This is a genomic window from Pseudomonas wadenswilerensis, from assembly GCF_900497695.1.
Lineage (GTDB): Bacteria > Pseudomonadota > Gammaproteobacteria > Pseudomonadales > Pseudomonadaceae > Aquipseudomonas > Aquipseudomonas wadenswilerensis.
Map to the genome: position 1 here is coordinate 328,955 of NZ_UIDD01000001.1, position 18,970 is coordinate 347,924.

Consider the following 18,970-nt stretch of genomic DNA (forward strand, 5'->3'; position numbering starts at 1 on the left):
ACCTGCACGGCCGTTGTTGCCGTCTCCGGTGGCCTGGGGGCTTGTATTGCAGCGCTTATCTGCCGTACGGTAACTCGGTGCGCAGTGCTTTGGCTTATAGTGCAGTGCTTTGGTAATTCACGGGGAAGTGTGGCGGCAGCTATGTCGGCGATCGAAACTGCATCTTTGAATGTGGCATATCCTCCTTTGCTTGATTTCGGGGAACAATTAACCCGCGAGCAACTTGTACATTCAGTTCAACACACCATGTCCCGGCATCAGGGCGGCCCGGTGTGGTTGTTTGCCTACGGCTCGTTGATCTGGCGCCCGGAGTGCAATGCCGCCGAAAGGCGCCGGGCGCGGGTGCATGGTTATCATCGTGGTCTGTACCTGTGGTCCCACGAGCACCGCGGCACGCCGGAATGCCCGGGTCTGGTCTTCGGCCTGGATCGCGGTGGTTCGTGCAGCGGTTTCGCCTACCGCTTGCCGGACGACTGCCTGGAAGAATCGCTGCTGGCCTTGTGGCAACGGGAGATGCCTTACCCGGCCTATCGTCCGCACTGGCTCAATTGTCGTCTTGAGGATGGCAGCAAGGTCCAGGCCCTGGGCTTCGTACTCGAACGCCACTTGCCGTGCTACGCCGGCAATTTGCCGGACACCTTGCTCAGTCAGATCTTTGCCAGTGCCAAGGGTCGTTATGGCACTACCCGCGACTATGTCGAGCAGACCCTCGATGCCCTGCGCAGCCACGCCATGCCGGATCGCAATCTGGAGGCGCGCTTTCGGCGTTGTCATTCCAGGTAGGAGCGGGCTTCAGCTGTTTAGGCCATGGTCACTACCAGCTTGCCTACCGCCTTGCGCTGGCCAAGCATCTCGATGGCTGCACCGGCTTCAGCCAGCGGGAAGGTTTGCGACACCAGCGGCTTGAGCTTGCCCTCGGCAAACCAGGCAAACAGCTGCTGAAAGTTCGCCGCGTTGTCAGCCGGCTGGCGTTGGGCAAAGGCGCCCCAGAACACCCCGAGCACCGCCGCACCCTTGAGCAGCGCCAGGTTCACCGGCAGCTCGGGGATGCGTCCGCTGGCAAACCCGACCACCAGCAGCCGGCCATTCCAGGCGATACCGCGCACCGCCTGGTCAAACAGGTCGCCACCCACCGGGTCGTAGATCACATCGGCGCCATTGCCGCCGGTCAGGCGTTTGATCTCGTCCTTGAGGCTGGCTTCGCTGTAGTTGATCAGCTCGTCGGCACCGGCAGCCTTGGCCACGGCCAGCTTCTCGGGACTGCTGGCTGCGGCAATCACCCGCGCGCCCATGGCTTTGCCAATTTCCACCGCCGCCAGGCCGACACCGCCGGAAGCACCGAGCACCAGCAGGGTTTCCCCGGCCTTGAGCTGGCCGCGCTGGCTGAGCGCATGCATCGAGGTGCCGTAGGTCATGCCGAAGGCCGCAGCGGTGGTGAAGTCCATCTGCGCTGGAATCGGCAATACGTTATAGGCCGGCACCGCCACCTGTTCGGCAAAACTGCCCCACCCGGTCAGGGCCATGACCCGGTCGCCGACCTTCAGGTTGCCAGCCTTTTCGCCCACGGCGCTGACCACGCCAGCGGCTTCGCCACCCGGCGAGAATGGCAGTGGTGGTTGGAACTGGTACTTGCCTTCGATGATCAGGGTGTCGGGAAAGTTGACCCCGGCGGCCTGCACGTCCAGCAGGATCTCGTTCTTCTTCGGCACCGGGCTGGCGACGTCTTCCAGGACCAGGTTTTGCGCCGGGCCAAGGGCTTTGCACAACACTGCTTTCATCGGGACTATTCCTTTGCGCGTAGTGGCCGATAAGTGTAGGTGGGCGAGGTGCCGGGTCAACGAGCATGGCCCGCCCTGATAGGCCGGCATAAGCCCGGGCTTGGGTTTGACCGGTGCGCTGGGTATGCTGGCGCCAACTGTATGAGGAGCGAATTCGTGAAAGCGTGGATCTTGATGGTACTGGCGCTGATGCTGCCGATGGCGGCCATGGCCGAGGAAGCCAAGGAAGGGGAACCGAAGGTTTCCTATATTTCCCTCACCCCGCCTTTTGTGGGTAACTACGCCCTCGATGGCGGGTCGAAATTGCGCGTGTACAAGGCCGACGTGGCCCTGCGGGTCAACAGCGACGCCGCGGCGGCAGCAGTGCGTCATCACGAGCCGTTGATCCGTAACCAGCTGGTTGCCCTGTTCACCCAGCAGAACCTCGAGAGCATGAGTAACGTCGAGGCCAAGGAAAAGCTGCGTCAGGAAGCCCTGAAGCAGGTCCAGCAGGTGCTCGAAACCGAAGAAGGCAAGCCGACGGTCGACGACCTGCTGTTCAACAACCTGATCGTCCAGTAATCACGACGTCAGGCTGCGGCGAAAGCGCGCCAGGGCAATCGCGAAGAAGGCCAGGCCAATGGCGGCGAGCGCTGCGATGTCTGGCCAGACTACTTCCAGCCCGGCGTCACGGAACAGGATGGCTGCACTCAGGCTGACGAAGTGGGTCGAGGGCGAGCCCTGCATCACCCACTGCAGCCACTGCGGCATGCTGTCCAGTGGCGTGCTGCCGCCCGAGAGCAACAGCATCGGGATGATCACCGGGATGGCCAGCAGGCCGAACTGCGGGGTCGAGCGTGCCAGGGTGGCGAGGAAGATCCCCAGCGCGGTGCTGGCGAACAGGTACAGCGCCGTCACCGCCAGAAACAACCCCAGCGATCCCGCCAGTGGCACCCCCAGCGCCCCTTTGACGATCACTTCCAGCGACACCCAGGTACACAGCACCACCACCAGGGCGTTGCTGCCGATCTTCGCCAGCATGATTTCCAGGGCGGTCAGCGGCAGCACCAGCAGGTGGTCGAGGGTGCCGTGTTCGCGCTCGCGCAGCAGTGCCGTGCCGGTGAGGATGATGGCCAGGATGGTGATGTTGTTGACGATCTGGATCACCGCCAGGAACCAGCCACCCTCAAGGTTGGGGTTGAACAGCGCCCGGGCACTGAGCAGCGCCGGGCTGCCGGCAGTGGCCGAGCCCTGGTTGGCGTAGTCGAGCAGTTCGCGTTCGACGATCCGGCCGATGTAGCCGGCGCCCATGAATGCCTGGCTCATGGCCGTGGCGTCGACGTTGACCTGCAGCTCCGGCGAGCGTCCGGCCAGCAGGTCGGTCTGGAAGTTCACCGGCACGTTGATCACAAAGGTGTAGCGGCCGCTGTCCATGGCCTGGTCGAGCTGATCGTAGGCCAGTGGCACAGCGCGCTGGAACTCCGGTGGTTGCAGGGCTTCGGCGAGTTTGCGCGAAACCAGGCTATGGTCTTCGTCGATCACCGCGACGCTGGCGTTGTGCACGCCGATCACCGAGCCTGCGGCCGGCATGTAGATCGCCACGCTGAAGGCATACAGCAGGAACAGCAGCAGCACGCTGTCATGACGCAGGCTGGTCAGCTCCTTGAGCCCCAGGCGCAGGGTGTGTGCCAGACGATGCATCAGACCTCCTGCTTCTTCAGCATGGCCAGACTCAGGCCGGTGAAACCGACAAAGAAGCCCAGCAGCGCCAGGCATTGCGGCCAGAGTTCACGCAAGTCCAATGCCTTGGTGAAGGTGCCGACAGCGATATCGAGAAAGTAACCGGCCGGGAACAACTGCCCCATCAAGGCCGCAGCGCCGTCGAGCGAGGAGCGCGGCACGATCAGCCCGGAGAACTGAATGGTCGGCAGGCTGGTGATGATCATGGTGCCGAGGATCGCGGCGATCTGGGTGCGGGTGAAGGCCGAGATCAGCAGGCCCAGGCTGGTGGTCGCCAGCAGGTACAGCAAGCCACCGCAGGCCAGTGCCAGGGCGCTGCCCTTGAACGGCACGCCGAACAGCCAGCGGTTCATTGCCACCAGCAGCGCCAGGTTGATCATGCTCACCGCCAGGTACGGCGCCTGCTTGCCGAGCAGGAACTCCAGGCGGGTCAGTGGCGTGGCATAGAAGTTGGTGATCGAGCCCAGTTCTTTCTCGCGCACGATACCCAGCGCGGTGAGCATCGCCGGAATGAACGCCAGGATCAGCGCCATCACCCCAGGGCCGATGGCGTTCACGCTGACCACATCCTGGTTGTAGCGAAAGCGGGTTTCCAGGCGCACCGGGGTTTGCCCGGGCCGGGACTTGCTGCTCAGCGCCGCCAGTTGTTCAAGGTTGGCCTGGTGCACGGCCTCGACATAGTTGCGGCTGGTCTCGGCGCGAAACGGCATGCCGCCATCCAGCCAGGCCGCGACTACCGGCTGGCGCCCGGCGTACAGGTCGCGGCCAAAACCTGGCGGAATCTCCAGGGCCAGTTTGATTTCCGAGCGCTGCAGGCGTTTATGCAACTGTGCGGCATCGCGGATCGGTGTCTGCTCGGCGAAGTAGCGTGAGCCGCGGAAGGCTTCCAGGTAAGCGCGGCTTTGCGGGCTCTGGTCCTGGTCGTAGACGGCGAAGGCGAGGTTCTCCACATCCAGGGAGATGCCATAACCGAAGATCACCATCATGAACAGCGCGCCGAGCAGGGCGAAAGCCAGGCGCACCTTGTCGCGCAGCAGTTCCTTGCCTTCGCGGGTGGCGACGGCGAACAGGCGCTTGAGGCTGAAGCCGCGGCGCAGGTGCAACGGCGCTGCGTTGGCTGGAGTATCGAGCTGGGTGCTGACCGTCGGCGCTTCGCTGGCTCCCTGAGCCTGTTCCAGGCAGGTGACGAAGGCGTCTTCAAGGGTCTCGCCACCAAACTGCTGCTGCAGCGCCGCCGGGGTATCGCAGGCCAGGACCTTGCCGGCATGCATCAGGGAAATCCGGTCGCAGCGCAACGCTTCGTTCATGAAGTGGGTGGAGAGGAAGATCGTCACCCCCTGGTCTCGCGACAGCTCGATCAGCAGGCGCCAGAAATCATCGCGGGCGGCGGGATCGACGCCTGAGGTGGGTTCGTCGAGGATCAGTACTTCCGGGCGGTGCAGCACTGCCACCGCCAGTGACAGGCGCTGGCGCAAGCCCAGGGGCAGGGCGCCGGACTGCTGGTCGGCGATGGCGCCCAGGTCGAAACGCTCGATCAACTCGGCGATACGCGGGCCACTCTCGGCCTTGGGCAGGTCGAACAGCCGCGCATGCAGGTCAAGGTTCTGTCGCACGCTGAGTTCGCCATACAGCGAGAAGCTCTGGGACATGAAACCGACGCGCTTGCGCGTGGCCAGGTCCTTGGCGTTCACCGGGCGGCCGAGCAGGGTGGCGCTGCCTTCGCTGGCCGGCATCAGGCCGGTGAGCACCTTCATGGTGGTGGTCTTGCCGCAGCCGTTGGAGCCGAGAAAACCGAAGATCTCGCCACGGCCGATGGCGAAGCTGACCTTGTTCACGGCGGTGAAGTCGCCGAAGCGCAAAGTCAGTTCGTGGGCCTCGATGGCGATCTCGGCATTGCCGGTGTCACGCGCAGGGATCACCAATGGCTGCTGGCTGTGCTGGCTGTCGCCCTGGAAGTGGGTAAAGGCGTCATCGAGCTTGTGGCTGGCGGTGGCTGCAGCCAGTTCTTCGCTCAAGCCCGCGGCAATCAGCCGGCCACGATCAAGCATCAGGCAGTGTTCAAACTGTTCGGCTTCTTCCATGTAGGCCGTGGCCACCAGCAGGGTCAGTTGCGGTCGCTCCTGGCGTACCTGTTCGACCAGCTCCCAGAAGCGCCGGCGCGACAGCGGGTCGACGCCGGTGGTGGGTTCGTCGAGAATCAGCAGGTCCGGTTCGTGGATCAGCGCACAGCACAGCCCGAGCTTCTGCTTCATGCCGCCCGACAACTTGCCCGCCGGGCGCTCGGCAAAGCGCAGCAGGTCGGTGGCCAGCAGCAGGTTGTGCATGCGCTGTTCGCACTCCTTGGCGCCAAGGCCGAACAGGGTGGCGAAGAAGCGGATGTTTTCGCTGATCGAAAGCTCAGGGTAAAGGTTATTGCCCAAGCCTTGGGGCATGAAGGCGATGCGCGGGTACAGGTTGTTGCGATGGCGGCGCTGGCGGATCGAGCCGCCGAGCACCTGCAGCTCGCCGCTTTGCAGTTTCTTGACCCCGGCGATCAGCCCGAGCAGGCTCGACTTGCCGGCGCCGTCCGGGCCGATGAGGCCGCAGCGGGTGCCAGCCGGCAGGCTGAAGGCGATGTCCTGCAGGGCACTCAGCCCACCGTAGCGGTGGTTGATGCCCTCGGCGTTCAGCGCCAGCGCGCTCATTGCAGGTTGGCCGGCCAGTCCACATCAGCGGTGCGCACATAGCCTGCGCCCGGCATGCCGGGTTTGGCCTGGGGCACGGCGCTCGGTTCGGTCAGGCGCAGCTTGACCCGGAACACCAGCTTCTGGCGCTCGTCACGGGTTTCCACTTGCTTGGGGGTGAACTGTGCCTTGGCCGCGACGAAGGCAATTTTCGCCGGCAAGGCCCGGTCGGGCAGGGCGTCGAGGACGATGCGCGCCTGGTCGCCGACAGTCAGGCGGCCTGTGGTGGAGGCGGGCAGGTAGAGGTTCATGTACTGGTCGCTCGGGTCGATCAGCATCAATACGCGGCCGCCAGCACCGAGCACTTCGCCAGGTTCGGCCAGGCGCAGCTGGATCACGCCGTTGATCGGCGCGCGCAGGCTGCTGTCGTCGATTTCGCTGGTCAGTTGCGCGACCTGGGCTTCGGCAGCGCCGATGGCCGCCTTGATTGCCGCCAGTTGCGCGCGGGCGGCGACCACGGCCGAGTTGCTGGTGTCGTAACGGGCCTGCTGCTGGTCGAGCAACTGCTGGCTGGCATATTTGCGCTGGAAGATTTCGCGTACGCGCTTGAGCTCCTGGCTGGCCAGCAATTGCTCGCTCTGGCGCAATTGCACCGTGGCCTGGGCCGCGGAGTAGTTCTCCCGGGCGCGCAGCACTTCGGCTTCGGCCTGGCTGCGCTGGGCTTCGAGGGTGCGGGTGTCGATGCGGGCGAGCAACTGGCCCTGTTTGACCGTATCGCCTTCATCGACCAGTACTTCGGCCAGGCGCCCGGGGATCTTGCTGGCGATCTGCACTTCAGTGGCTTCGAGCCGGCCGTTGCCCATGCTCAGGCCTTCGGGCAAGCGGTCATGCAGGGACTTCCAGTAGCCCAGGCCACCTGCGGCCAGGAGCAGGGCGATCAAGGCGCCGGCGAAGAGTTTGGGGGTGTGTTGGCTCATCGACATGGTTGGGCAATCCTTGCTGCATTAACGTCAAATTGTGACGCTGCACCGGTCCTGGTGCGTTGATGTTCGTCAAATGAGCGGCAATCCTACCCTGTTTAACGCAGTGCGAGTACCGCTGCCCATTGTTCGGCGGTGACCGGCATCACCGAAAGACGGCTGCCTTTGTGCACCAGCGGCAGTTCGACCAGGGCGGTTTGCTGCTTGAGGTAGCCCAGTTGCAGGACCTTGCCGAAGGTTTCGACATGGGCGACATCCACGGCGCTCCACGGGTTCTTCTCGTCGTTGGCCTTGGCGTCGAAGTAATGGCTTTGCGGGTCCAGCGCAGTGGGGTCGGGGTAGGCTGCGGCGCTGATGCGGGCGATGCCGGCAATGCCCGGCTCCGGGCAGCTGGAGTGGTAGAAAAAGAACAGGTCACCGACCGCCATGGCGCGCAGGAAATTACGCGCCTGGTAGTTGCGCACGCCATCCCAGCGCGCTTCGCCAAGGCGCGCCAGGTCCTTGATCGAGAGTTCGTCGGGCTCGGATTTCATCAGCCAGTAGGCCATGGGTGGTGCTCCAGACAATGTTTGAAATAACCTGTTTCAGGAAACCGACGGTCGGTTGGCGTCAACGTTTGCGTGTCGCCTCAGGTTGTCGGAGAATGCGCGCATTTTAAGCTTGACGCTGCTGCAACAACAAAAACGTTGCTGACAACGTGATCAGTTTGCCTGAGGGGGGCAATCGATGAATCGCAAACCGGATTTGCTCTGGATTCTGGTGTTTCTGTTCGGTTTGGGTGTTGTCACTACCGGTTATGCGCAAAGCCTTTGGGAACGCAAACTCGACGCCCCCTACGAAATGCCGGTCAATCCGCAACAGCGTTGATTGCCCTTGCTGGCGCCTATCAATCGGGTGCCAGGTACCAGCCACGGTCCGAGACCGTCCCCTGCAGCGGCACATCCCAACTGGCTTGCGCCAGTCGCTCGACCTTCTGGCATTCATGCGCCAGGCCCAGCAGCAATGGCTTTTTCCAGGCCTTGCGGCGGGCCTGATAGGCCAGGCTGCGGTCATAGAAACCGCCGCCCATGCCCAGCCGACCACCCACTTCATCAAAACCCACCAGCGGTAGCAGGATCAGGTCCAGCGCCCAGATCGGCCGTTGCCGGGCCAGGCTGATGTGCGGCTCGGGGATGCGAAAGCGGTTGGGCCGCAGCTTCTCGCCGGCTTCGATGCGCTGGAACACCATCTTGGTCTTCGGCCAGGCGTGCAGCACCGGCAGGTAGGTGCGCTTGCCGCGACGCTGGGCTTCACGCATCAGCAGACGCGGGTCGATCTCGCAATCATTGGGCAGGTACAGGGCGATGTGTCTGGCCCGGCGAAACAGCGGGTGCTGCGCCAGCTGACGGTACAGGCCTCGGGCTGCCTGGCGCTGTTCGGCCGGCGTCAGGGCGCGGCGGGCATCGCGAAGCAGGCGGCGAAGTTGGGGGCGGGTAAGCGGCGCGGTGTCGGTCATGGCACGGGCGGTCCCAGAGAGGGCTGCCACCTGCGGGTGACAGCTCGATTGCCCGCGCAGAAGGGCGGGCAAAGGTAATTCAGGCTCCCCGACGAACCGCTGTCGGTGTAGCCCTTGAACCCGAAAGTTCAAGGTGGAGATTGCAGGAGGCGTTAAGGCTTTCCGTCAAGCGGACATGCACACCGGCCCCACGTGCAACCCCCGTGGTTGTGCGTATCGGCTCAGGGACATGACCGACTGGCAAGCACTCCAGGGAGTGGCGCCAGTATACCGATACTCAACCCTTATTTGAATCTTGATCGTCGGCCAATGCCTGATCGACGCGTTCAAGCAGGTCGCGCACCTGTTCACGGTTAACGCCAGTGCCCGTCGCTTCCGGGCGTTCCTGGTTGTGCAGCAGGTCGTGGGTGATGTTCAGTGCGGCCATCACGGCAATCCGGTCGGCACCGATGACTTTGCCGCTGCTGCGGATTTCGCGCATCTTGCCGTCCAGGTAGCGCGCGGCGCTGACCAGGTTGCTGCGTTCTTCCGGCGGACAGATGATCGAATACTCTTTGTCGAGAATCTGAACAGTGACGCTATTGCTTGAGCTCATGAGTCTTGCTCCAGGGCCTTGAGTCGCAAAATCATCGATTCGACCTTACGCCGGGCGATTTCATTTTTTTCGATGAGGTGGGCGCGCTCTTCGCGCCAGGATTTTTCCTGAGCTAATAAGAGTGCATTTTGCCGTTTTAGTTGCTCGACCCGCTCAATCAGCAGTTCGAATCGGCCCATCAGCGCTTGCAGATCGTTCTCTTGCATTGGTTGCCACTCGATTCGGTCTTGCGGGTGGTTGCCCGGTTTATGCCCTGGCCGGCCCGGAGTTGGCCGCGTCGATGGTCTTGGCGCGCCTGCCGGTGCTAGGATACAAGGTCTTCATTCTAGTCATTGCGCCGTCTGGCGCCTAGTTGCCCATGCCCAATACCAATTCGCCGTACACCGCCTTCGCCACCTTGCTCAGCAGCAACGGGCATCCTGTTTCCCCTGCCGAACTGCACGGGCTGTTGCTCGGGCGCAGCTGCGCCGGTGCTGGCTTCGATGCCGACGCGTGGCTGGCAGACGCCGCCGGCCTGCTGGAAAGCGAGCCGGTAGACAACGTTCGTAACGCTTTGATCGGCCTGCAAGAAATGGTCAAGGGCGAACTCACCAGTGACGATATCACCGTCGTGCTGTTGCTGCCGGGTGATGATGAGCCGCTGACCGAGCGTGCTGCCGCCCTGGGTCAATGGTGCCAAGGCTTCATTGCCGGTTTCGGCCTGAACGCCGGTGGCAAGGAACTGAGCACCGAGGCCAAGGAAGTGCTGCAGGACCTGGTCGCGATCTCTCAGGTTCAGGACGCCCTGGAAGAATCCGAAGACGGCGAAAACGATTACATGGAAGTCATGGAATACCTGCGTGTCGCCCCGCTGCTGCTCTACACGGAGCTGGCAAAGCAGCCGGTCGAGCCTGCGGCCAAACCTTCGCTGCACTGATCAACCAGGGACTGCCACTGCCCATGAGCCACATCCCCAAGTCGGAATACGCCCGTCGACGCAAGGCGCTGATGGCGCAGATGGAACCCAACAGCATCGCCATCCTGCCCGCCGCCGCGGTTGCCATCCGCAACCGCGACGTCGAGCATGTGTACCGCCAGGACAGCGACTTCCAGTACCTCAGCGGCTTCCCCGAGCCCGAGGCGGTGATCGCTCTGATCCCCGGCCGCGAGCACGGCGAATACGTACTGTTCTGCCGCGAGCGTAATCCCGAGCGCGAGCTCTGGGACGGCCTGCGTGCTGGCCAGGAAGGAGCGATCCGCGATTTTGGCGCTGATGACGCCTTCCCCATCACCGATATCGACGACATCCTCCCCGGCCTGATCGAAGGCCGTGACCGGGTGTATTCGGCCATGGGCAGCAACCCCGAGTTCGACCGCCACTTGATGGAGTGGATCAACGTGATCCGCTCCAAAGCGCGCCTGGGTGCGCAGCCGCCGAACGAATTCGTTGCCCTGGATCATCTGCTGCACGACATGCGCCTGTATAAATCGGCGGCGGAAGTGAAAGTGATGCGCGAGGCCGCGGCGATTTCCGCCCGTGCCCACGTGCGGGCCATGCAGGCCTGTCGCGCCGGTCTGCGCGAGTACAGCCTGGAAGCCGAACTGGACTACGAGTTTCGCAAGGGCGGGGCGAAGATGCCGGCCTACGGCTCGATCGTCGCCGCCGGGCGCAACAGCTGCATCCTGCATTACCAGGAGAACGACGCGCCGCTCAAGGACGGTGACCTGGTGTTGATCGACGCCGGTTGCGAGATCGACTGCTACGCCAGCGACATCACCCGTACCTTCCCGGTCAGCGGGCGTTTTTCGCCGGAGCAGAAGGCTATCTACGAGCTGGTACTGAAGGCTCAGGAAGCCGCCTTTGCGGTGATCGCCCCGGGCAAGCACTGGAACCACGCCCACGAAGCCACGGTGCAAGTGATCACCGAAGGCCTGGTGGAGCTGGGCCTGCTCAAGGGCCAGGTGCAGGAACTGATTGATAGCGAAGCCTACCGGGCCTTCTACATGCACCGCGCCGGGCACTGGCTGGGCATGGATGTGCACGATGTCGGCGAGTACAAGGTCGGTGGTCAGTGGCGCGTGCTTGAGCCGGGCATGGCCCTGACCGTGGAACCCGGCATCTATATCGGTGCCGATAACCAGAGTGTCGCGAAGAAGTGGCGCGGCATCGGTGTGCGAATCGAGGATGACGTAGTGGTAACCAAGCAGGGCTGTGAAATCCTGACCTCCGGCGTACCCAAGACGGTTGCCGAAATCGAAGCCTTGATGGCTGCTGCGCGCAGTGACGCGGCATGAGCCGGGTCAATCTGGCGATCATTGGCGGCGGCCTGGTCGGCGCCAGCCTGGCCCTGGCCCTGCAAGCCGGGGCCAAGGCCCGTGGCTGGAAGATCCTGCTGATCGAGCCGTTCGCCCCTGGTGACAGTTTTCAGCCGAGCTACGATGCCCGTTCTTCGGCGTTGTCCTTCGGTACCCGGCAAATCTACGAACGCCTCGGCCTGTGGCAGCAGATCAGCCGCCGCGCCGAGCCGATCCGCCAGATCCAGGTCTCCGACCGCGGGCGCTTTGGCGCCACCCGCCTGGATGCCCTGGAAGAAGGCGTGCCGGCGCTTGGCTATGTGGTCGAGAACGCCTGGCTCGGCCAGTGCCTGTGGAAGGGCCTGGACGCCGAGGTGGTGAGCTGGCGCTGCCCGGCGGAAGTCACCGCCATGCAGGCGTTGGAAGACGGCTATCGGCTGTCGCTCAACGACGACACCACGCTTGAATGCGACCTCGCGGTACTGGCCGATGGCGGCCGCTCCGGCCTGCGCGAGCAACTGGGCATTCATGTCAGCCAGCGGCCGTACAACCAGAGCGCCCTGATCGCCAACATCACCCCGAGCGAAGCCCATTGCGGCCAGGCCTTCGAGCGCTTCACCGATGACGGGCCGATGGCCTTGCTGCCATTGCCGGAAAACCGCTGCGCGCTGGTCTGGACCCGCGCCGGGATGGACGCCAAGCGTTTGGCCGAACTGGACGAGCGCAGCTTCCTCAGCGAGCTGCAGGACGTGTTTGGCTACCGACTGGGCGCGCTGCGCCAGGTTGGCGCCCGGCATTTGTATCCATTGTCGCTGGTCGAGGCCCAGGAGCAGGTGCGCCCGCACCTGGTGGTGCTCGGTAATGCCGCGCACAGCCTGCACCCGATTGCCGGGCAGGGTTTCAACCTGTCGCTGCGCGATGTGCAGTCGCTGGCCGAAGGCCTGCTGGCCAGCCCAGGTTTGCCGGGAGATTTCGCCACACTGCAAGCTTATCGCGAGCGTCAGCGCCTGGATCAGGACCTGACCGTGGGCTTCTCCGACCGTGTGACTCGTTTGTTCGGCAGCGCCCAACCGTTGGTGGCCACCGGCCGTAACCTGGGCCTGCTCGGCCTTGACCTGCTGCCCCCGGCCAAGCGCTGGTTCGCCCGCCAGGCCATGGGCCTGGGCACTCGCCCGGACCCACGGAACTGAACATGAGCGACCCGCGCAAACTGGCCCGGCGCGCGCGCAGGCTGCGCTGGCTGCTGAACATCTATCCGCCGTACCTGGGCGCGGGCATCCGTGTGCTCAGCGTCAGCCCCGACCTGCGCCATATCCGTGTGCGCATGGGCCTGCGCTGGTTCAACCGCAATTATGTCGGCACCCAGTTCGGCGGCAGCCTGTATGCGATGGTCGACCCGTTCTACATGTTGATGCTGATGGAGCTGCTCGGGCGTGAGTACATCGTCTGGGACAAGGCCGCCAGCATCGACTTCGTGTCCCCGGGCAAAGGCCCGGTGTTCGCCGACCTGCGCATCGACGATGCGCTGCTTGATGACATCCGCCAGCACACCGCCGGCGGCAAAAAATATCTGCCACGACTTCAGGTCGATATCCGCGACGCCGCCGGTGAGCTGGTGGCGCGGGTCGACAAAACCCTTTACGTGCGGCTCAAGCCGCAAGCGAGACAGGCTTAAGGCATGGAAATGCGCGCAGATCTGTTGATTGTCGGTGCTGGTATGGTCGGCAGCGCTCTGGCCCTGGCGTTGCAGCACAGCGGCCTGGAAATTCTCTTGCTCGATGGCAGCCCGTTGTCGATCAAGCCCTTTGACCAGCAGTCGGCATTCGAGCCGCGGGTCAGCGCCTTGTCGGCGGCCAGCCAGCGCATCCTCGAGCGCCTGGGCGCCTGGCAGGGGATCAGCGAACGGCGCTTGAGCCCCTACTCGGACATGCGTGTGTGGGACGGCAGTGGCACTGGCCAGATCCACTTCTCGGCCGCCAGCGTGCATGCCGAGGTGCTCGGCCATATCGTCGAGAACCGGGTGGTGCAGGATGGCCTGCTGGAGCGCCTGCACGACAGCGAGATCGGCCTGCTGGCCAATGCCCGCCTGGAGCAGATGCGCCGCTCCGGCGACGACTGGCTGCTGACCCTGGCCGACGGTCGTACCCTGCGTGCGCCGCTGGTGATTGCCGCTGACGGTGCCAACTCGGCGGTGCGCCGCCTGACCGGTTGTGAGACGCGCGAGTGGGATTACCTGCATCACGCCATCGTCACCAGTGTGCGTTGCGCCCAGCCGCATCAGGCGACCGCCTGGCAGCGCTTTACCGATGAGGGGCCGCTGGCGTTCCTGCCCCTGCTGCGCGATGGCCAGCAGGATTGGTGCTCGATCGTCTGGTCGACCACGCCGGAGCAGGCCGAACACCTGATGGCGTTGAGCGACGAAGGGTTCTGCGCCGAGCTCGAGCGTGCCTTCGAAGGGCGCCTGGGCAGCGTGCTGCAGGCCGATCCGCGGGTCTGCGTGCCACTGCGTCAACGTCACGCCAAACGTTACGTGGCCGAAGGCCTGGCGCTGATTGGCGATGCCGCGCACACCATTCACCCGTTGGCCGGGCAGGGCGTCAACCTAGGTTTTCTCGATGCCGCGGTGCTGGCCGAAGAGCTGCAACATGCCTACGAGCGTGGCGAACGCCTGGCCGATATTCGCGTGCTGAGCCGTTTCGAGCGCCGGCGCATGCCGCACAACCTGGCCTTGATGGCGGCGATGGAAGGTTTCGAGCGCCTGTTCCAGGCTGATCCATTGCCCTTGCGCTGGTTGCGCAATAGCGGCCTGAAATGGGTCGAGCAACTGCCGGAAGCCAAGGCTTTGTTCGTGCGCCAGGCCCTGGGCTTGAGCGGTGACCTGCCGGAACTGGCGCGGGCCTGAGGGCCCCGCAACATCTGGTAACTCCTCACTTGTGAGTTCGGTTGAGAAGCCAAATGGGATTAACTACCATTTGCGCCTCTCTTGAACTCCGAGGACCGCACCATGTTGCCACGCAAGCACGTACTGGCCGCCCTGGCTCTGACCCTGTTCGGCACTGCCGCCCAGGCGGCGGACGAGGTGGTGGTGTATTCCTCGCGCATCGACGAGTTGATCAAACCGGTATTCGACGCCTACACCAAAGAGACCGGGGTGAAGATCAAGTTCATCACCGACAAGGAAGCACCGCTGATGCAGCGGATCAAGGCCGAGGGCGAGAACGCCACTGCCGATCTGCTGCTCACCGTCGACGCCGGCAACCTCTGGCAGGCGGAGCAGATGGGCATCCTGCAGCCGATCAAGTCGGACATCATCGACAAGAACATCCCCGCCCAATACCGTGCCTCGTCCCACGACTGGACCGGCCTGAGCCTGCGCGCGCGGACCATTGCCTACTCCACCGACCGGGTCAAACCCGAAGAGTTGAGCACCTACGAGGCCCTGGCCGACAAGAACTGGGAAGGGCGTCTGTGCCTGCGTACGGCGAAGAAGGTCTACAACCAGTCGCTGACCGCCACCCTGATCGAAACCCACGGCGAGCAGAAAACCGAAGAAATCATCAAGGGCTGGGTCAACAACCTGTCCACCGACGTGTTCTCCGACGACACCGCGCTGCTCCAGGCGATCAACGCCGGCCAGTGCGATGTCGGTATCGTCAACACCTACTACTACGGCCGCCTGCACAAGGAAAACCCCAAGCTGGCAGTCAAGCTGTTCTGGCCTAACCAGGCTGACCGTGGCGTGCACGTCAACCTCTCGGGCATTGGCCTGACCAAATATGCGCCGCATCCTGAAGCGGCGAAGAAGCTGGTCGAATGGATGACCGGTGAAGAGGCGCAGAAGATCTTTGCGGGCGTGAACCAGGAGTTCCCGGCCAACCCGGCAGTGGCGCCTTCGGAAGAAGTGGCCGCCTGGGGCAAGTTCAAGGCCGACAGCATTCCGGTGGAAGTAGCCGGCAAACGCCAGGCCGAAGCCATTCGCCTGATGGATCGGGCTGGCTGGAACTAAGCGCCAGGCTTTATCCTTCCGGGGCCCTATCGGGCCCCAATCGCTGGCAAGCCAGCTCCCACAGGGATAGCGGTGCTCTCTTTTCACTGTGGGAGCTGGCTTGCCAGCGATCGACCGCAACGCGGTCGCAATCATTCCCATAGAGATTTCACTTTTGGCCCACCCCGCCCAACGCCGCTGGTACCCCCTGGTCTTCACCATCGCCGCCCTGGTGCTGCTGCCGCTGAGCGTGCTGTTGTTGTCCTGGCAGTCGGTCGACATGCAGATCTGGTCGCACCTGCTCGATACCCAGATGAGCCGCCTGCTGGGCAACACCCTGACGCTGATCCTCGGTGTCGGCGTCGGCGTGACGGTGCTGGGGGTGAGCCTGGCCTGGCTGACCAGCCTGTGCGAGTTTCCCGGGCGGCGCTGGCTCGACTGGGCCCTGATGCTGCCCTTCGCAATTCCGGCCTATGTGCTGGCGTTCGTGTTCGTCGGCCTGCTGGATTTCGCCGGGCCGGTGCAAACCCTGTTGCGCGAGTGGTTCGGGCCCATGCACCTGCCGCGGGTGCGCTCCACCGGCGGGGTGATCACCGTGCTGGTGCTGGTGTTCTACCCGTACGTTTACCTGCTGGCCCGTAACGCCTTCCTGGCCCAGGGCAAAGGCCTGATGGAAGCGGCACGGGTACTGGGACTTTCGCCGCTGCAGGCATTCTGGCGGGTCGCCATGCCCATGGCGCGGCCGGCGATCGGTGCCGGGGTGGCGCTGGCGTTGATGGAGACCCTGGCGGATTTCGGCGCAGTGTCAGTGTTCAATTTCGACACCTTCACCACCGCCATCTACAAGACCTGGTACGGCTTCTTCAGCCTCTCCAGCGCCGCCCAGCTGGCCAGCCTGCTGTTGCTGGCGGTGATGCTGGTGCTGTACGGCGAGCGGCGTGCCCGTGGCGCGGTGCGCAGCAGCAACGAACGGCCGCGGGGCAAGGCGTTGTATCACTTGCGTGGATTCAAGGCGCTGGCTGCCAGCAGCTGGTGCCTGCTGGTGTTTGCCTGTGCCTTCGTGGTGCCGATGCTGCAACTGATGGTGTGGTTCTGGCAGCGCGGCCGCTTTGACCTCGACGAGCGCTATGCCGGCCTGATCCTGCATACCCTCTACCTGGGCGCCATGGCGGCGCTGATTACCGTGTGTGTCGCCCTGGTGCTGGCGTTTGCCCGGCGCCAGGCACCGACGCCGGGCATCCGCGCGGGTGTCGGTCTTGCCAACCTGGGCTATGCCTTGCCCGGTTCGGTGCTGGCGGTGTCGATCATGCTGGCCTTCAGTTACCTCGATAATCAGTTGGTGGTGCCGCTCTCCAACTGGCTGGGTGGCGCCGGCAAGCCGTTGCTGCTCGGTAGCCTGTCGGCTTTGTTACTGGCTTACCTGGTGCGTTTTATTGCAGTGGCCTACGGGCCATTGGAAAACAGCCTGGGGCGGATTCGTCCTTCTTTGCCGGAAGCGTCCCGCAGCCTGGGCGTCAGCGGTCCGAGATTGTTTTTCAAGGTGTATCTACCCTTGCTGGTGCCCGGTGCAATGAGTGCAGCGCTGCTGGTGTTCGTCGACGTGCTCAAGGAGATGCCGGCGACCCTGCTGATGCGCCCGTTTGGCTGGGACACTCTGGCAGTACGGGTGTTCGAAATGACCAGCGAAGGCGCATGGTCGCGAGCGTCGCTGCCGGCCTTGACCCTCGTGTTAGTCGGCCTGTTGCCGGTCATCGGGCTGATTCGACGTTCGGCCCAGCACCCGGGTCAAACGCGCTGAGGGTGTAAGCCTGCCTCCTTGCAGCTACAATGCGCGGCATTCGCTGCGGCCGGTCCTACAGGCCGGGTAGCTGCAACGCTGCCAGCCGTAGCCTCGCCACGCCCGGAAGGAGAAACCCATGGGACAGCGTACGCCTCTTTATGACCTGCACTTGGCACTTGGCGCCAAGATGGTCGATTTTGGCGGTTGGGATATGCCTCTGCATTATGGTTCGCAGGTCGAGGAGCACCATCAGGTGCGCCAGGCCTGCGGCGTATTCGATGTATCCCACATGACCGTGATCGATATCCGTGGCGTCCAGGCCCGCTCTTGGCTGCAGCATGTGCTGGCCAACGATGTCGACCGCCTTGGCGCTCCCGGCAAGGCCCTGTACAGCACCATGCTCAACGAGCAGGGCGGAGTCATCGACGATATGATCGTCTACCGTTGTGAAGACGGTTACCGCCTGGTGGTCAACGCTTCGACCCGCGACAAGGACATGGCCTGGCTGCAGGCGCGCAAGATCGGTTTCGAAGTCGAACTCAACGAACGCCCGGAACTGGCCATCCTGGCCATCCAGGGCCCGGACGCACGGGAAAAGGTCGCTGAACTGGTGACTGCCGCACGCGCCGCGTTGATCCGTGAACTGAAACCTTTCGAAGGCCTGGCCGACGGCGACTGGTTTATCGCCCGCACCGGTTACACCGGTGAGGATGGCCTGGAAATCATCTTCCCCGCTGTCCAGGCCCCGGCATTTTTCAACGACCTGGTCGGCGCCGGCATTGCCCCGAGCGGCCTTGGTGCGCGCGACACCCTGCGCCTGGAAGCCGGCATGAACCTTTATGGCCAGGACATCGACGAAGCCCATACGCCGCTGACTTCGAACCTGGGCTGGAGCGTCGCCTGGGAGCCGGCAGCGCGCGATTTCATCGGCCGTAAAGGCTTGTTGGAAGAAATCGAGCATGGCGTCGAGCAGAAACTGGTCGGCCTGGTGCTCGAAGAACGCGGGGTTTTACGCGCCCACCAGGTGGTCCGTGTCGCCGGGATTGGCGAAGGGGAGATCACCAGTGGTAGTTTCTCTCCTACGCTGAGCAAATCCATTGCCCTGGCGCGGGTGCCGATGGCCACCGCCGATCGTGCCGAGGTGGAGATCCGCGGCAAGTGGTACCCGGTGCGAGTGGTCAAGCCGACCTTCGTGCGCCATGGCAAGATCCTGATCTGAACCTTTCTGGCGGGCCAACCGCTGACCCAATCGAGGACAACAATTATGAGCAATATCCCCGCCGACCTGCGTTTTGCCGAAAGCCACGAATGGGCCCGGCTGGAAGCTGATGGCACTGTGACTGTCGGGATCAGCGACCACGCCCAGGAAGCCCTGGGTGACGTGGTGTTCGTCGAGCTGGCGGAAGTGGGCAAGGTCTTTGCCGCCGGCGATGCGGCGGGTGTGGTCGAGTCGGTCAAGGCAGCTTCCGACATCTACGCACCGGTCAGCGGTGAAGTGATTGCGGTCAACGAGGAGCTGGCCGACAGCCCTGAGTCGCTGAACAGCGATCCGTACGCCAGCTGGATCTTCAAGCTCAAGCCAAGCGACAAGGCCGAGCTGGACAAGCTGCTCGACGCCGCCGGTTACAAAGCCGCCATCGGCGAATAGTTTCACGCAGGCGGCAATCTCTTCCTAGACTCAATATGCCTCGAGCGCTCGAG

The 18,970-nt window shown here is 63.7% G+C and carries 20 protein-coding genes and 1 other RNA gene; 12 read left to right on the forward strand and 9 right to left on the reverse strand.

What is annotated here, in order from left to right; translation table 11 throughout:
• Positions 1-141: 141 nt before the first annotated feature.
• Positions 142-783 carry a gamma-glutamylcyclotransferase gene (locus CCOS864_RS01620; RefSeq protein ID WP_115084776.1) on the forward strand — a complete coding sequence of 214 codons (642 nt, stop codon included), beginning with the start codon at positions 142-144 and terminating at the stop codon, positions 781-783.
• Positions 784-800: 17 nt separating this feature from the next.
• Here the strand turns inward: CCOS864_RS01620 and CCOS864_RS01625 are convergent, their stop codons facing one another.
• A complete protein-coding gene (locus CCOS864_RS01625; RefSeq protein ID WP_115084777.1) occupies positions 801-1,778 on the reverse strand; it encodes an NADPH:quinone oxidoreductase family protein in 978 nt (325 codons plus the stop codon).
• 156 nt (positions 1,779-1,934) lie between these two features.
• On the opposite strand from CCOS864_RS01625, the gene CCOS864_RS01630 reads away from it, so the two are divergent.
• Entirely contained in the window at positions 1,935-2,339 is a 405-nt protein-coding gene (locus tag CCOS864_RS01630; protein ID WP_115084778.1) for a flagellar basal body-associated protein FliL, read from the forward strand.
• On the opposite strand, the gene CCOS864_RS01635 is transcribed toward CCOS864_RS01630, so the two are convergent.
• The 4 genes from CCOS864_RS01635 to CCOS864_RS01650 form a co-directional block, all read right to left on the reverse strand.
• Positions 2,340-3,458, reverse strand: coding sequence for an ABC transporter permease (locus tag CCOS864_RS01635; protein ID WP_115084779.1), 1,119 nt, complete (start codon positions 3,456-3,458; stop codon positions 2,340-2,342).
• Positions 3,458-6,181, reverse strand: a complete 2,724-nt coding sequence (gene rbbA, locus CCOS864_RS01640) for a ribosome-associated ATPase/putative transporter RbbA (RefSeq protein ID WP_115084780.1) — start codon at positions 6,179-6,181, stop codon at positions 3,458-3,460. Before rbbA ends, CCOS864_RS01635 begins: the two co-directional genes overlap by 1 nt.
• A complete protein-coding gene (locus CCOS864_RS01645) occupies positions 6,178-7,143 on the reverse strand; it encodes an HlyD family secretion protein (RefSeq protein ID WP_415842464.1) in 966 nt (321 codons plus the stop codon). Before CCOS864_RS01645 ends, rbbA begins: the two co-directional genes overlap by 4 nt.
• Before the next feature lie 95 nt (positions 7,144-7,238).
• Complete coding sequence (locus tag CCOS864_RS01650; protein WP_115084781.1) at positions 7,239-7,688, reverse strand: EVE domain-containing protein; 450 nt, start codon at positions 7,686-7,688, stop codon at positions 7,239-7,241.
• A 178-nt stretch (positions 7,689-7,866) separates the two neighbouring features.
• On the opposite strand from CCOS864_RS01650, the gene CCOS864_RS28135 reads away from it, so the two are divergent.
• Complete coding sequence (locus tag CCOS864_RS28135) at positions 7,867-8,007, forward strand: hypothetical protein (RefSeq protein ID WP_165392175.1); 141 nt, start codon at positions 7,867-7,869, stop codon at positions 8,005-8,007.
• Between the two features lie 19 nt (positions 8,008-8,026).
• Here the strand turns inward: CCOS864_RS28135 and CCOS864_RS01655 are convergent, their stop codons facing one another.
• The 4 genes from CCOS864_RS01655 to CCOS864_RS01670 all read right to left on the reverse strand — a co-directional run bounded on the left by CCOS864_RS01655 (position 8,027) and on the right by CCOS864_RS01670 (position 9,436).
• Positions 8,027-8,635, reverse strand: coding sequence for a 5-formyltetrahydrofolate cyclo-ligase (locus CCOS864_RS01655; RefSeq protein ID WP_115084782.1), 609 nt, complete (start codon positions 8,633-8,635; stop codon positions 8,027-8,029).
• Between the two features lie 81 nt (positions 8,636-8,716).
• Positions 8,717-8,894: non-coding RNA, 6S RNA (gene ssrS, locus CCOS864_RS01660), on the reverse strand.
• 18 nt (positions 8,895-8,912) lie between these two features.
• Positions 8,913-9,230 (reverse strand): cell division protein ZapA, encoded by a 318-nt coding sequence (locus CCOS864_RS01665; protein WP_115084783.1) that lies wholly within the window; start codon positions 9,228-9,230, stop codon positions 8,913-8,915.
• Positions 9,227-9,436: a TIGR02449 family protein gene (locus tag CCOS864_RS01670; protein ID WP_010221172.1), complete on the reverse strand. Its 210-nt coding sequence runs from the start codon at positions 9,434-9,436 to the stop codon at positions 9,227-9,229. Before CCOS864_RS01670 ends, CCOS864_RS01665 begins: the two co-directional genes overlap by 4 nt.
• A gap of 152 nt (positions 9,437-9,588) precedes the next feature.
• On the opposite strand from CCOS864_RS01670, the gene CCOS864_RS01675 reads away from it, so the two are divergent.
• The 9 genes from CCOS864_RS01675 (at position 9,589) to gcvH (ending at position 18,917) form a co-directional block, all read left to right on the forward strand.
• Positions 9,589-10,146 (forward strand): YecA/YgfB family protein, encoded by a 558-nt coding sequence (locus tag CCOS864_RS01675; RefSeq protein ID WP_115084784.1) that lies wholly within the window; start codon positions 9,589-9,591, stop codon positions 10,144-10,146.
• A gap of 23 nt (positions 10,147-10,169) precedes the next feature.
• Entirely contained in the window at positions 10,170-11,504 is a 1,335-nt protein-coding gene (gene pepP, locus CCOS864_RS01680) for a Xaa-Pro aminopeptidase (protein ID WP_115084785.1), read from the forward strand.
• Entirely contained in the window at positions 11,501-12,694 is a 1,194-nt protein-coding gene (gene ubiH / locus CCOS864_RS01685; RefSeq protein ID WP_115084786.1) for a 2-octaprenyl-6-methoxyphenyl hydroxylase, read from the forward strand. The genes pepP and ubiH overlap by 4 nt, the downstream gene beginning before the upstream one ends.
• 2 nt (positions 12,695-12,696) lie before the next feature.
• Positions 12,697-13,179 (forward strand): DUF4442 domain-containing protein, encoded by a 483-nt coding sequence (locus tag CCOS864_RS01690; RefSeq protein WP_115084787.1) that lies wholly within the window; start codon positions 12,697-12,699, stop codon positions 13,177-13,179.
• A gap of 9 nt (positions 13,180-13,188) precedes the next feature.
• A complete protein-coding gene (locus tag CCOS864_RS01695) occupies positions 13,189-14,406 on the forward strand; it encodes a 2-octaprenyl-3-methyl-6-methoxy-1,4-benzoquinol hydroxylase (protein ID WP_166675751.1) in 1,218 nt (405 codons plus the stop codon).
• 102 nt (positions 14,407-14,508) lie between these two features.
• Positions 14,509-15,510 (forward strand): extracellular solute-binding protein, encoded by a 1,002-nt coding sequence (locus CCOS864_RS01700; protein WP_115084789.1) that lies wholly within the window; start codon positions 14,509-14,511, stop codon positions 15,508-15,510.
• A 154-nt stretch (positions 15,511-15,664) separates the two neighbouring features.
• Positions 15,665-17,287 carry an ABC transporter permease gene (locus CCOS864_RS01705; protein WP_115084790.1) on the forward strand — a complete coding sequence of 541 codons (1,623 nt, stop codon included), beginning with the start codon at positions 15,665-15,667 and terminating at the stop codon, positions 17,285-17,287.
• A 118-nt stretch (positions 17,288-17,405) separates the two neighbouring features.
• A complete protein-coding gene (gene gcvT, locus CCOS864_RS01710) occupies positions 17,406-18,488 on the forward strand; it encodes a glycine cleavage system aminomethyltransferase GcvT (RefSeq protein WP_115084791.1) in 1,083 nt (360 codons plus the stop codon).
• A gap of 45 nt (positions 18,489-18,533) precedes the next feature.
• Entirely contained in the window at positions 18,534-18,917 is a 384-nt protein-coding gene (gene gcvH, locus CCOS864_RS01715) for a glycine cleavage system protein GcvH (protein ID WP_115084792.1), read from the forward strand.
• Positions 18,918-18,970 lie beyond the last annotated feature (53 nt).